The sequence below is a fragment of the Pseudomonas syringae genome, assembly GCF_023278085.1.
Taxonomy (GTDB): Bacteria; Pseudomonadota; Gammaproteobacteria; order Pseudomonadales; family Pseudomonadaceae; genus Aquipseudomonas; species Aquipseudomonas syringae_Q.
Genome location: NZ_CP066265.1, coordinates 738,895 through 751,892, shown reverse-complemented (window position 1 = coordinate 751,892; position 12,998 = coordinate 738,895). Strand labels below are relative to the sequence as shown.

Here is a 12,998-nt window from a genome sequence, read left to right as displayed (position 1 = left end):
AAAGGATGTCGACAATAACGTTCGCGAAGAGCAGCGGGTGGGTCGCCGGTAAGGGTTTAACCTCGGCGAAAACACAAGCCATAAGCGCAGCTTCGTCAAGCCAACATGCTGATGAATCAGCCCCTTGCGTTGGCTTCGTTGCGAGCCTTGACGGGGGAGTGGACGTCTCCACGACCTGAAAGGTTCCCACACGAGACATTATCTGGCCATCGTTTATTGTCTGAACGGTTCGGTTATTGCCGCAAGTTGAGCTATAATCTGCGCCCTTTTTCGATCCCATCCCAGGCGATTTCCCATGACCCAACAGGCCGCCGAAGTCGCGAAACGCCGCACTTTCGCCATTATTTCCCACCCGGATGCGGGTAAAACCACCATCACGGAAAAACTCCTGCTGATGGGCAAGGCCATTTCCATCGCCGGTACGGTCAAGTCGCGTAAATCCGACCGTCACGCCACGTCCGACTGGATGGAAATGGAGAAACAGCGCGGTATCTCCATCACCACGTCCGTGATGCAGTTCCCGTATCGCGATCACATGATCAACCTGCTCGACACTCCGGGTCACGAAGACTTCTCCGAAGACACCTATCGCACCCTGACAGCGGTCGACTCGGCATTGATGGTCCTCGACGGTGGTAAAGGCGTCGAGCCGCGCACCATCGCCTTGATGGATGTCTGCCGCCTGCGCGACACGCCCATCGTCAGCTTCATCAACAAGCTCGACCGCGACATTCGAGACCCGATCGAACTGCTCGACGAAATCGAAGCGGTGCTCAAGATCAAGGCAGCACCGATCACCTGGCCGATTGGCTGCTACCGTGATTTCAAGGGTGTCTATCACCTGGCTGACGACTACATCATTGTCTACACCGCCGGCCACGGTCACGAACGCACCGAGACCAGAATCATCGAGAAGCTCGATTCGGATGAAGCCCGCGACCACCTGGGTGACGAATACGACCGTTTTGTCGAGCAACTGGAACTGGTTCAGGGCGCCTGCCATGAATTCAATCAGCAGGAGTTCATCGACGGTCAACTGACCCCCGTGTTCTTCGGTACGGCACTGGGCAACTTCGGCGTCGATCACGTACTTGATGCGGTGGTGAACTGGGCTCCCAAGCCGCTGGCACGCGTCGCCAACGAGCGTACCGTCGAGCCGGTCGAAGAGAAATTCGCCGGTTTCGTGTTCAAGATCCAGGCGAACATGGACCCCAAGCACCGCGACCGGATTGCGTTCATGCGCATCTGCTCGGGCCGCTACGAAAAAGGCATGAAAATGCGCCACGTGCGCCTGGGCAAGGACGTGCGGATCGGCGACGCGTTGACATTTTTCTCCTCGGAACGTGAGCAACTGGAAGAAGCCTACGCAGGCGACATCATCGGCCTGCACAACCACGGCACCATCCAGATTGGCGACACCTTCACTGAAGGCGAAGCGCTGGGCTTCACCGGTATCCCGCACTTCGCCCCGGAACTGTTCCGTCGCGTACGCCTGAAAGACCCGCTCAAGTCCAAGCAGTTGCGTCAGGGTCTGCAACAGCTGGCCGAAGAAGGCGCCACACAGGTGTTCTTCCCGCAGCGCAGCAACGACATCATTCTTGGCGCCGTCGGTGTGCTGCAGTTCGATGTGGTCGCCAGCCGTTTGAAGGAAGAATACAAGGTCGAGTGCGCCTACGAGCCGATCACCGTCTGGTCAGCCCGCTGGATCGAATGCGCCGACAAGAAGAAGCTCGAAGAGTTTGAAAACAAGGCGGTGGAAAACCTGGCAGTGGACGGCGGCGGTCACCTGACCTACCTCGCCCCTACCCGCGTGAACCTGGCCCTGATGGAAGAACGCTGGCCTGACGTGAAATTCCGCGCCACCCGCGAGCATCACTGACGATTGCGCGGGCATGAAATCCAGGTCCGCGAACTTTTCGCGGAGTTCACGGAACAGCGTGAAGCTCGTTTTTTGAAGGAGCGGACTTGTCCGCGAAGAGGGTCGTACATTCTCAGAGAATTTATCGCCCTGCACATAGCCTTCGTGGACAAGCGAAGCTTCGCCCGGTCCGCTTCTACAAAAGCCTCACTGTGCCAGGCCCTTTCGCGAACAATGCGGATCGCTCCTGCCCGTTCGCGAAGGCTCTGTTTCCGGCCGATGCATCATCAGCAGACGTACCGCGCTCTTTCTCTGGAGCGAACTTGTTCGCGAAGGCTCTATTCCGGCTGATACATTTTCAGCGGATGTACCGGCCTTTTCGCGAACAAGTTCGCTTCTACAAAGGGCCGGGCGAACACCTCGACGCCTTATGCGCTGGTCAAAAAACGTACTAAAAAGCAAACATTTCAGGCCTGACGCACCTAGCCCGCGATCAGCAGATGCAGCCCCAGCAGCCCCATCCCGATAAAGAACATGCGCTTGAACAACACCGCGCTGATCCGCTGCCGTAGCCATTGGCCGAACAGCATGCCCAGCAGCGCCGGTGCCAGTGCCAGCATGGACGCACCCAATTCCGCACCGCCCAACGCGCCGCTCCATGACAACGCGACTGCCAGCGCGAGGGTAGAAACGGTGAACGACAATCCCAACGCCTGTATCAGCTGATTGCGCTCAAGCCCGAGCGCTTGCAGGTAAGGCACGGCCGGAATCACGAAAACCCCGGACGCCGAAGCAATGACCCCGGTGACCAGACCACACAACGGCCCCAGCCAGCGCTCGGCACTCGCCGCGACCTTGAACGTCGGCAGGAACAGTCCACTCAGCGCATAAAGCAACAGCGCCCCACCCAGTACCCGCGTCATCGAATGGCTGCCGCTCATGCCCAGCCAGAAAGAACCGGCCAGCGTGCCGATACCGATCATGCTCAGCATCGGCCACAGACGCTTCAGCAGCGGTCGCAAATTCCCGCCGGCCGCCAATTGCCAGACGTTGGTCAGGGTCGAGGGAATAATCAGCAGCGCCGCAGCCTGCGCCGGCAACATGGCCAGGCCCAGCAGCCCCATCGCGACCGTCGGCAGCCCAAGGCCAATGACGCCCTTGACCATGCCCGCCAGTAGAAAAGTGCCGATCACCAGCGCTGAAAGGCCCCACCCAAGGTGTTGGTAAAAATCGAAGACTGTGCTCATGGCATCCCTGTCCGCTTGCTAGAGGCCTCGCAGCTAACCGCGCGATGCACGCTCATTCAAATAACGCGACACTTCCATCTGATTGCCCGCGAACTCAATGCGGGCCGCTTTCTGTTCGCGTTGATAGCTGTACATCGGGTCGTAGTATTCGCCGAGCAAACCTTCGATCCAGCCCCGGTGAAGTTCCACATCACCACTGCGCTGTTGCGCCTCAAGCGCCGCCTGCATGACCAACAGCAAACGCTGATGACGCTCGCCGCCCAGGCGTTTGTGGATGTTGTTCAGGCTTTGCAGCAGGCGATCAGCGAACAGGCCAAAACCAAATTCTTCGCCCTTGACGCTGATGAACTCGGCGCAAAGGTTGACCACGTAATCAGTCAGAATGCGCTCGACGCGATGTTCGAAGCTGTCTTCCAGCCAGACCATCGGGCAGCTTTGCATGGCCTGGTGCAGCTCCAGAGGTACGTTGCAGCTACCCACCAGACGGCTTTCGTCTTCAATAACGAATTGCTGGATACCGGCGGCACGTTTTTTGAGCAGGTCGATGGCCAGACGGTTCTCGAAGTCGATCTGTGCCGGTTGCCCCGTTGCACGCTTGCCGAAGCTGGAGCCGCGATGATTGGCGATGCCTTCCAGGTCCACGCTATTGCGCAGTTGCGTCAATACTTCGGTCTTGCCCGTGCCGGTCATTCCACCGAGCACGACGATCTCACACTCGGTCACCGCCTCGTGCAGGGTATCCAGCAGGAACGTGCGCATCGCCTTGTAGCCGCCAAGAACGCGCGGGTAATCGACTCCAGCGTCCTTCAGCCAGCGCTGCACGGTCTGTGAACGCAGACCGCCGCGAAAACAATACAGGTAGCCATCCGGGTTGGCCCTGGCAAATTCGACCCAGGCCTCGACCCGTTCGTCCTTGACCTGACCGCAGACCAATTGATGCCCGAGCTGGATCGCAGCGTCCTGCCCCTGTTGCTTGTAGCAGGTGCCGACCTTCTGCCGCTCGATGTCGTTCATCAGTGGCAGATTGATCACGCCCGGAAACGCGCCCTTGGAAAACTCCACCGGGGCGCGGGCATCCATCATCGGCACATCGTTGAGAAAGAGTGCGCGGTAGTCGCTGCTGTTGTCGGCCATCAGAACACCTCGACGGCGTGGGTCTGTCGCTCAAGCAAGGTGCCAATAGGGTTAAGCAGCAGGCCCAGTTCGGCAGCGACGGTGAGAAACTCCGCTTCGCCTTCAGGGCTGACCGCGACCAGCAGGCCGCCGCTGGTCTGCGGGTCGCACAACAGGTCGCGCTGGGCATCGCTCAAAGCCGCGATCCTGTCGCCATAACTGTCGAAATTGCGCAATGTGCCGCCCGGCACGCAGCCCTCGGCGATGTAGTGCTCGACGCCGGCCAGGCGCGGCACAGCGGCGTAATCCAGACGAGCGGTAAGGCCTGCGCCGTCAGCCATTTCAACCAGATGCCCGAGCAGGCCGAAACCGGTGACATCGGTCATGGCTATCACACCGGCCAGCTTGCCGAAGCGGCTGCCCGGCTTGTTCAGGGTACACATCCAGTCGCGTGCCAGACCGACGTCCTCCTCGCGCAGCTTTGCCTTCTTTTCCGCAGTTGTGAGGATGCCGATGCCCAGAGGCTTGGTCAGGTACAGCGTACAGCCGGCCTGGGCGGTGTCATTGCGTTTCATGTGCTTTTTCTGCACCACACCGGTGACGGCCAGGCCGAAGATCGGCTCCGGCGCATCAATGGAATGGCCGCCGGCCAGCGGGATACCGGCAGCGTCGCACACGGCACGACCGCCGCGAATCACTTCGCGGGCCACTTCGGGCGGCAGCAGGTTGACCGGCCAGCCGAGAATGGCGATGGCCATCAGCGGGTCGCCGCCCATTGCATAGATATCGCTGATGGCATTGGTGGCAGCAATGCGACCGAAGTCGAACGGATCATCGACGATGGGCATGAAGAAGTCAGTGGTCGACACCACGCCGCGTTCGTCGTCCAGCGCGTAAACCGCTGCGTCGTCACGCGAGGCATTGCCGACCCAGAGTTTCGGATCGAGGTTCTGCGCGCCGCTGCCGGCGAGAATCACGTCCAGCACTTTGGGAGAAATCTTGCAGCCACACCCTGCGCCGTGACTGTATTGGGTCAGGCGGATTGGCTCATTCATCGCGACACTCTCGGTAAGCGGGAAACAGGCTGCGGAGTCTAGGGGCTGTTCGCGTATCAGCGCAAACCGCGTCGCCCGCCGGTTGTGCATCAAGGCGGAAAGCCTGATGAACTGGCCTTTCTCGCCGTGCCTCTTATAATCCCCGCACACCGACACCGAACCCTGTAAAACGCTGCTGCTCACCCATGCGGCCTTTTTCCTATTTTTCCGCTATTGAACCGGAGAACTTCCATGCTCAAGCGTACCCTGGCGCTCGCCGCCGGCCTTGCCCTGTCCTTCTCCGCGCTGACCAGTCACGCCGCAGATACCCTGCGCGTCTCGGCCATTCCCGACGAAGCGCCTACCGAACTGCTGCGCAAGTTCAAACCGCTGGGGGCTTATCTGGAACAACGACTGGGCATGAAAGTCGAGTTCGTCCCGGTAGCGGATTACCCGGCCGTGGTTGAAGCGCTGGCTACCGACCGGCTCGACATGGCCTGGCTGGGCGGCTTCACCTTTGTTCAGGTCAACCTCAAGACCGGCAACGCTGTGCCGCTGGTACAGCGCGAACAGGACGCCAAATTCACCAGCAAATTCATCACCTCCGATCCGAGCGTCAAGAGCCTCGCCGACCTCAAGGGCAAGACGTTTGCCTTCGGCTCGGTGTCATCGACGTCCGGCAGCCTGATGCCGCGCTATTTCATGCTCAAGGAAAACATCAAGCCGGAGACGTTCTTCAGCCGCGTTGCCTACTCCGGCGCACATGACGCGACCGCCGCCTGGGTTCAGGCCGGCAAGGTCGATGCGGGCGTACTGAATGCCAGTGTGTGGGACAAACTGGTCGCCAGCGGCAAGGTCGACACCAACAAGGTTCACGTCTTCGAGACCACGCCGACTTATTTCGACTACAACTGGACCGTGCGCGGCAGCCTCGACCCGGCGCTGGCGGCGAAGATCAAACAGGCATTTCTTGACCTCGACCCGGCCAACCCCGAGCAGAAGGCGATTCTCGATTTGCAGGCCGCCAGCCGCTTCATCGAGACCAAGCCGGAGAACTACAAGGGCATCGAAGAAGCCGCACGCGCTGCCGACCTGCTGAAATGACCCTGCGTCTGTCCGCCATCGACCTGCGCCACAGCAATGGCACGCTGGCGCTGCGCGGGCTGGACCTGAGCATTGAGCGCGGCGAGCGGGTGGCGATTATCGGGCCTTCCGGGGCGGGCAAGACCACCTTGCTCAACCTGCTGGCCAGCGCGCTGCCGCCCAGCGCCGGGCACCTGGAAGTGCTGGGGGAAAATCCCTGGCAACTTTCCAGCAGGCAACGCCAGCGGTTGCGCAGCCGCATCGCGCTGATCCATCAAGCACCGCCGTTACCGCCGCGCCAACGCGTGGTCACGGCGGTGTTGGCGGGCAAGCTGGGGCAATGGGGGCTGGGCAAAAGCCTGCTGAACCTGCTGCATCCACTGGACGTGCCCGGCGCACGCGCGGTGCTGGCGCGTCTGGACCTGGCCGACAAACTGTTCGAGCGCTGTCAGCAGTTATCCGGCGGGCAGTTGCAACGCGTCGGCATCGCTCGCGCCTTGTATCAGGCGCCTGAACTGTTATTGGCTGACGAGCCGGTGTCGGCGATGGACCCGCGTCTGGCCGATCACACGCTCTCGCTGCTGTGTCAGCACGCCATCGAGCACCACGTGACGCTGGTCGCCAGCCTGCACGCCGTAGAGCTGGCGCTGGCGCACTTTCCGCGCATCATCGGTGTGCGTGATGGACGCATCCACTTCGACCTCCCGGCCAGCGAGGTCGAACGGCAACACCTCGACACGCTGTATGCCAATGAACAACTGAGCCCTCAAAAGCCTTCCGACGTAGCAGCAACGGCATGGGCGCCACGATGCTGAGTAGGGACCAGCGCGACCCGGCGGCTGCACCCCGCCTGTTGCTGGCGCTGCTGGCCATCGCACTGCTCTGGCCGGGCATTCGTCTGGCCGAACTGAATCCGTTTGTACTGCTGCAAGCCGATAACGCCAAAACGATGGGCAATTTTCTCGCCGGGTTCTGGCCTCCTGCGCATTCCGCAGAATTCCTCGGCCTGCTGCTGGATGCCACCCTGCAAACCCTCGCCATCGCCACTGCCGGTATTGCTCTGGCGCTGCTGCTGGCTGTACCGGCAAGCCTGCTCGCCAGCAAGGCGCTTTCGCTCTCGGCGGTTTCGCGTGGCGGGCGTCCCGGCTGGCCGGGCCAATGTTTACGCTGGCCAGTGCGCGGTATCCTGATCTTCCTGCGCAGCGTGCCGGAAATCGTCTGGGCGCTGTTGTTCGTGCGCGCGGTCGGCCTCGGCCCCACCGCCGGCGTGCTGGCCATCGCCATTACGTATGCGGGCATGCTCGGCAAGGTGTACGCCGAGATTTTCGAATCAGTGGATCAGCGTCCGGCCCACGCTCTGCTCCAGTCGGGCAGCGGACGGCTCGCGGCGCTGGCCTATGGCATCCTGCCCAATGTCGCAGCCGAGTTGACCTCTTACACCGTGTATCGCTGGGAGTGCGCAGTGCGGGCCTCTGTGGTCATGGGCTTTGTCGGCGCAGGCGGACTGGGGCAGCAGATCGATCTGTCGATGCGTATGTTCGCAGGCGATGAGGTGGCGAGCATGCTGCTGACCTTCTTGCTGCTGGTGCTGCTCGCCGACCAGCTCAGTCGCTTGCTGCGCAGGCAGTTCACATGAGGCGCGCAGGCAACGTGCTGCTGTTGCTGGCGATGGTCGCAGCGGTGGCCGGATCGTTTCTGTACCTCGGCATGGACCTGTTCACGCTGGGCAGTCACGACAACCTGACGCAAATGGGCCGTTATGCGTTGCGCTTCATGAGCCCGGATCTCAGCGGCGATCATGTGCAGGCAATCGCCAAGGGCGCGCTGGAAACCCTGGCCATGTCGGCGCTGGGAACGTTGCTGGCAGCCATCGCCGGTCTGCTGCTGGCGTTGCCCGCGGCCGGGCGGCTGGGCTGGCCGCTGCGCAGCCTGAGTCGCTTGCTGCTCAATGCGCTGCGCGCCATCCCCGAACTGGTGTGGGCGGTGCTAATGGTGCTGGCTGCCGGGCTCGGACCCAATGCGGGCACGCTGGCACTGGCGCTGCATACCACAGGCGTACTCGGCCGACTGTTTGCCGAAGCGCTGGAAAATACCTCGCCGGAGCCCGCCGCTGCGATTCGTCTGCACGGTGGCAGCGCCTGGCAGGCATTCGTCTACGGCACCCTGCCCGATCTGTGGCCGCAGTTGCTGGCCTACACGCTGTACCGCTGGGAAAACAACATTCGCATGGCCAGCGTGCTGGGCTTTGTCGGCGCAGGCGGACTGGGGCAGATGCTCTATGTCAGCCTCAGCCTGTTTCAGGAAGCGCAGGCCAGCAGCGTGATCCTGGCGATGCTGATCCTGGTGTTCGCCGTCGATGCGTTGAGCAGCTGGAGCCGCCAGCGCTGGGTGCGCAACTGACCCGGCAGCAGAAACAAAAACGCCACGCCCCTGAAGCTCAGGGCCGTGGCGTGATCAGCAGAGCAACTCAGTAACCCAGTGACAACCCGGTGTTGCGACGCGGGTCGTTGGCACCGTAGAAGCGGTTGTTACCGACCGGTTTGCCACCCAGCGAAGGCGCACCGACCAGAATCGCCGCCACATGGTTGAGCGGTTGCGGACCGGCAAACTTATGGCCCCAGCTCTGGAGAATCTTCAGCGTGTCAGGGCTGACCGCGAAGGTGTCGATGTTGGTTTCTTCAGGCTGCCACTGCTGATGGAAACGCGGCGCGTCCACCGCTTCCTGAATGTTCATGCCGTAGTCGATGACGTTGAGCATGGTCAGCAGGGTTGCCGTGATGATGCGGCTGCCGCCCGGCGTACCGACGACCATGACCGTCTTGCCGTCTTTGGTGACGATGGTCGGGCTCATCGACGACAACGGCGTCTTGCCCGGCGCGATGGCGTTGGCTTCGCCCTGCACCAGTCCGTACATGTTGGGTACGCCGACCTTGACCGTGAAGTCATCCATTTCGTCGTTGAGAATCACACCGGTCTTACTGGCCATGACGCCCGCGCCAAACCAGTTGTTCAGGGTGTAGGTCACCGAGACCGCGTTGCCCCATTTGTCGACAATCGAGTAATGCGTGGTGTTGCTGCCTTCATGGGGCGCGACGCCTGGTTTGATCTTGTTCGAATCACCGGCTTTTTGCGGCTCGATGGCTGCGCGCAATTTGGCCGCGTAGTTGACGTCCAACAGATGCTCGACCGGATTCTTGACGAAGTCGGGGTCGCCCAGATAGCTGTTGCGGTCAACGTAGGCATGACGCATTGCCTCGATCTGATAATGCATCCCCTGCGCCGAGCGGAAGCCCAGCTCTTTCATCGGATAGCCTTCCAGAATATTCAGAATCTGGCAGATGACTACACCGCCGGAACTCGGTGGCGGCGCCGATACAACGTGGTAGCCGCGATAATCGCACTCGACCGGTGCCAGCTCGCGGGTCTTGTAATGATCAAGGTCCGCCTGGGTGATAATGCCCTTGCCGGCCTGACTCGAATCGACCAGCGCCTTGGCGACCCAGCCTTTGTAGAAACCGTCGCTGCCCTTCTCGGAAACTTCCTTGAGGGTCTTGGCGAGGTCTTTCTGCACCAGTTTCTGGCCAACCTGCATCGGTTGACCCTTGTCGAGGAAGATCGAACCGGAATCCGCCATGTCCGCCTTGAACACATCGGTGGCGCTGGACAGCATGTCGACATCGCCCTGCCCCAGCACGAAACCGTCCTCGGCCAGCTTGATCGCCGGCGCGATGACTTCCTCACGCTTGCGCGTGCCGTATTTGCTCAGCGCCATTTCCATGCCGGACACGGTACCCGGTACACCGACGGCCAGATGGCCCTTGGCGCTCAGGTCCGGGATGACCTTGCCGTCCTTGTCCAGGTACATGTTGGCGGTGGCGGCCAACGGGGCCTTTTCACGGAAGTCGAGAAAGGTCTTGCGCCCGTCTGCCAGTTGAATGGTCATGAAACCACCACCGCCCAGATTACCGGCTGCGGGATAAACCACTGCCAGCGCGTAGCCGACTGCAACAGCGGCATCGACCGCATTGCCGCCATTCTTGAGCACATCGACACCCACGTGGGTGGCCAGCTGTTGGGCGGTCACGACCATGCCGTTTTCGGCAGCAACAGGGGCTTGTGACGCGGCGAATGTGGGGGAATACGCGACAATCAATGCCGTCGCGATCAGCGACCTGGCGAGGGGTTCGAACTTCATGATCGATCTCTTCTTTTTCTGAGTCAGGGACGTTTGATAAGTGCAGCGCCAGCCTCTGGACGAAGGATGCGGTGCTTCTTATCGAGGCGTACCGGGCATCCCTGCGCGGATCTGACGAGGTCCAAAGTAGCCGTTTCTTTCGCGTTTACCTAGCGTAAAAATCCCGACACCCGCCATCTGTCGCCCCTGTCAAATAATGGCTTTTCGCCGTGCGGCGACTTACCCGTCACAAATGGGATAAAATCGCGCCACTCAATGAGAATCATCCCCAGTCGTAGCGCAGGAACATGAAGATGTGCGCCTCTCCCCAGCCTCGCCCTGCTCCGCGTGTACTCGTCGTGGACGACCACCGCAAGATTCGCGATCCGCTGGCCGTCTATTTGCGCCGCCACCTGTTCGATGTGCGCACGGCAGAGGATGCGGCGGGCATGTGGCAACTGCTCAAGCAACTGCCGTTCGATGTCGTGGTGCTGGACGTGATGTTGCCGGACGGCGACGGGTTCGAACTGTGCAGCCGTCTGCATCGACGCGAGAACCTCCCGGTGATTCTGCTCACCGCACGCGACACTTCCGCTGACCGGGTGCGCGGCCTGGACATCGGAGCGGACGACTACATCACCAAGCCGTTCGAACCGCGTGAACTGGTGGCCCGCATCAACAGCGTGTTGCGCAGACGCGGGCCGACCCGAACGGTAATGCAGGCTGCCTCCATCGACGCGCCGTCTGCGCCGACGCAACACTATGCATTCGCGGGCCTGAGTTTCATGACAGGCACCGGGACCCTGCTGCGCAGTAACGGCTCGGCGGTCAGGCTCAGCACGGTGGAGAGCCGCCTGCTCGGCGTATTACTCGCCCACCCCAATATCATTCTCAGTCGCCAGCGCCTGATTGACCTGACCGCGCGCCCGGGCTGCGAAGTCTACGACCGCGCCATCGACCGACAAATCAGCCGCCTGCGCCGCAAGCTCGATGACAACCCGCTTGAGCCCGAGCTGTTGCGCACTGTCTGGGGTGACGGCTACATGCTCGCGGCCACTGTCGAAGCGCTCGACGCATGAGCGTGCTGAGCCGACTTTGGCCCAGACGCATGACGCAGCAACTGGCCCTGTTGCTGTTGCTTGCCTTGCTGGCCTCGAATGCTATCGCGATGCTGTATCTGCAACGTACCGGCGCGCTGATTCATCCGCTGTCGCGCACTCTGGCCATCGAGCGGCTGATCACCGCCTACCACGCCACACAGGGCTTGTCGGCTGAAGATGCTTCACGCTTGCTGGCCGCCATGCAGACGCCGGACTCGGAGCTGTGGGTGTCTGCCAGGCCCATCGCCGACACGCTGAACATGCGCGCCGAAGAATATCGACTGGTCGCCGACCTGAGTCAGCGTCTGACGCTGCCGTCCGCAACCACCATCGGCATGCAGCTTGAGCGCATCAGTGGCGGCCCGGCACGCGAGCACGTATTCGTTGCTGCGGGCTGGGCGCCCTTGCGACTGCGCACCAGCATCGACCTGCTGAACGGCTCGTACCTGAACGCCATCCAGCACCCGGCGGGCGGCTATGAATGGGGCCGCATGCTGGCTTACACCCTCCCGGTAACCACCATTCCGGTGTTGCTGATCGTGGTGTTTTTCATGCGCCGTATCGTGCAACCGGTCAAGACGCTGGCCAAGGCAACCGAACGCGTCAGCCGCGGTGAATGGATACCGCCGCTGCCGCTGTCCGGCCCGCAGGAGGCCCGCGATCTGACCAGGGCGTTCAACATCATGCAGGCGCGCATTGCCCGCCATGTGGAAGGTCGCACACGCATGCTGGCCGCCATCAGTCATGACCTGAACACACCGATCACCGAATTGCGCCTGCAACTGGAGTTGCTCGAAGACGGCCCAGCGCGCGCCGACATGCTTGAAAGCCTTGATGAGCTGCGTGCAATGGTGCGCGAGACACTGAACTTCGTGCGCGGTGATGCTGTGCAGGAAGCCACGGTAGACCTGTCACTGACCGCCCTGCTCGATGATCTGGCCAAGCGTTACGCGACTATGGGAACGCCGATTGGCTGGCACGGTGCACGTGAAGTTGTGTGTCGCTGCCGGCCTCTGGCACTGAAGCGTGCGCTGACCAATCTGATCGATAACGCGCTGAAGCACGCCGGTGATGCGACGGTCGGCTTATTCAAGACACCTGACGGGGACATTCGCCTGGAGGTCCTCGACCACGGCCCGGGCATTGAACAGGCATGGCTGACTCAAGTGTTCGAACCTTTCGTGCAACTGAGCCAGACCGGCACAGACCGCCCTCAGGGCGACGGGCTCGGTCTTGGCCTGGCCATCGCCCGCGCCTGCGTGCAGGCCCACGGCGGCGAACTCACCCTGGAAAACCGCCCGCCAGCGGGGTTGTGTGCCGTGGTGCGGTTGCCGGCGGGCTGATGAACAGACTCTCATGCCAATGCTATGCGCTGGCATGAGTTCGGGA

At 61.6% G+C, this 12,998-nt stretch carries 11 protein-coding genes; 7 read left to right on the top strand and 4 right to left on the bottom strand.

Annotation, left to right across the window (positions count from 1 at the left end; translation table 11 throughout):
- Positions 1-295 precede the first annotated feature (295 nt).
- Positions 296-1,879, top strand: a complete 1,584-nt coding sequence (locus I9H07_RS03510) for a peptide chain release factor 3 (RefSeq protein WP_024645583.1) — start codon at positions 296-298, stop codon at positions 1,877-1,879.
- A 461-nt stretch (positions 1,880-2,340) separates the two neighbouring features.
- Here I9H07_RS03510 and I9H07_RS03505 read toward each other — a convergent pair whose 3' ends face one another.
- From I9H07_RS03505 to selD, 3 genes are read right to left on the bottom strand one after another with little or no spacing between them, the layout of a single operon-like run.
- Positions 2,341-3,105 carry a sulfite exporter TauE/SafE family protein gene (locus I9H07_RS03505; RefSeq protein WP_024672309.1) on the bottom strand — a complete coding sequence of 255 codons (765 nt, stop codon included), beginning with the start codon at positions 3,103-3,105 and terminating at the stop codon, positions 2,341-2,343.
- A gap of 33 nt (positions 3,106-3,138) precedes the next feature.
- Complete coding sequence (mnmH, locus tag I9H07_RS03500; RefSeq protein WP_236424378.1) at positions 3,139-4,239, bottom strand: tRNA 2-selenouridine(34) synthase MnmH; 1,101 nt, start codon at positions 4,237-4,239, stop codon at positions 3,139-3,141.
- Positions 4,239-5,273 carry a selenide, water dikinase SelD gene (gene selD / locus I9H07_RS03495; protein ID WP_236424376.1) on the bottom strand — a complete coding sequence of 345 codons (1,035 nt, stop codon included), beginning with the start codon at positions 5,271-5,273 and terminating at the stop codon, positions 4,239-4,241. Before selD ends, mnmH begins: the two co-directional genes overlap by 1 nt.
- Before the next feature lie 231 nt (positions 5,274-5,504).
- Between selD and I9H07_RS03490 the strand changes: the two genes are divergently transcribed.
- From I9H07_RS03490 to phnE, 4 genes are read left to right on the top strand one after another with little or no spacing between them, the layout of a single operon-like run.
- Entirely contained in the window at positions 5,505-6,356 is an 852-nt protein-coding gene (locus I9H07_RS03490; protein WP_058824286.1) for a putative selenate ABC transporter substrate-binding protein, read from the top strand.
- Positions 6,353-7,150: a phosphonate ABC transporter ATP-binding protein gene (locus I9H07_RS03485; RefSeq protein WP_236424374.1), complete on the top strand. Its 798-nt coding sequence runs from the start codon at positions 6,353-6,355 to the stop codon at positions 7,148-7,150. The genes I9H07_RS03490 and I9H07_RS03485 overlap by 4 nt, the downstream gene beginning before the upstream one ends.
- Positions 7,144-7,971 (top strand): PhnE/PtxC family ABC transporter permease, encoded by an 828-nt coding sequence (locus I9H07_RS03480; RefSeq protein WP_236424373.1) that lies wholly within the window; start codon positions 7,144-7,146, stop codon positions 7,969-7,971. The genes I9H07_RS03485 and I9H07_RS03480 overlap by 7 nt, the downstream gene beginning before the upstream one ends.
- The gene (phnE, locus tag I9H07_RS03475) at positions 7,968-8,735 is read left to right on the top strand and encodes a phosphonate ABC transporter, permease protein PhnE (protein WP_024672315.1); all 768 of its coding nucleotides are present in this window, start codon (positions 7,968-7,970) and stop codon (positions 8,733-8,735) included. Before I9H07_RS03480 ends, phnE begins: the two co-directional genes overlap by 4 nt.
- 67 nt (positions 8,736-8,802) lie before the next feature.
- On the opposite strand, the gene ggt is transcribed toward phnE, so the two are convergent.
- Positions 8,803-10,530: a gamma-glutamyltransferase gene (ggt, locus tag I9H07_RS03470; protein WP_024672316.1), complete on the bottom strand. Its 1,728-nt coding sequence runs from the start codon at positions 10,528-10,530 to the stop codon at positions 8,803-8,805.
- A 293-nt stretch (positions 10,531-10,823) separates the two neighbouring features.
- On the opposite strand from ggt, the gene I9H07_RS03465 reads away from it, so the two are divergent.
- Both I9H07_RS03465 and I9H07_RS03460 read left to right on the top strand, forming a co-directional pair.
- Entirely contained in the window at positions 10,824-11,588 is a 765-nt protein-coding gene (locus I9H07_RS03465; protein ID WP_236424371.1) for a response regulator, read from the top strand.
- A gap of 29 nt (positions 11,589-11,617) precedes the next feature.
- Positions 11,618-12,952, top strand: coding sequence for a sensor histidine kinase (locus tag I9H07_RS03460; RefSeq protein ID WP_236424393.1), 1,335 nt, complete (start codon positions 11,618-11,620; stop codon positions 12,950-12,952).
- The last annotated feature ends 46 nt before the right edge of the window (positions 12,953-12,998 follow it).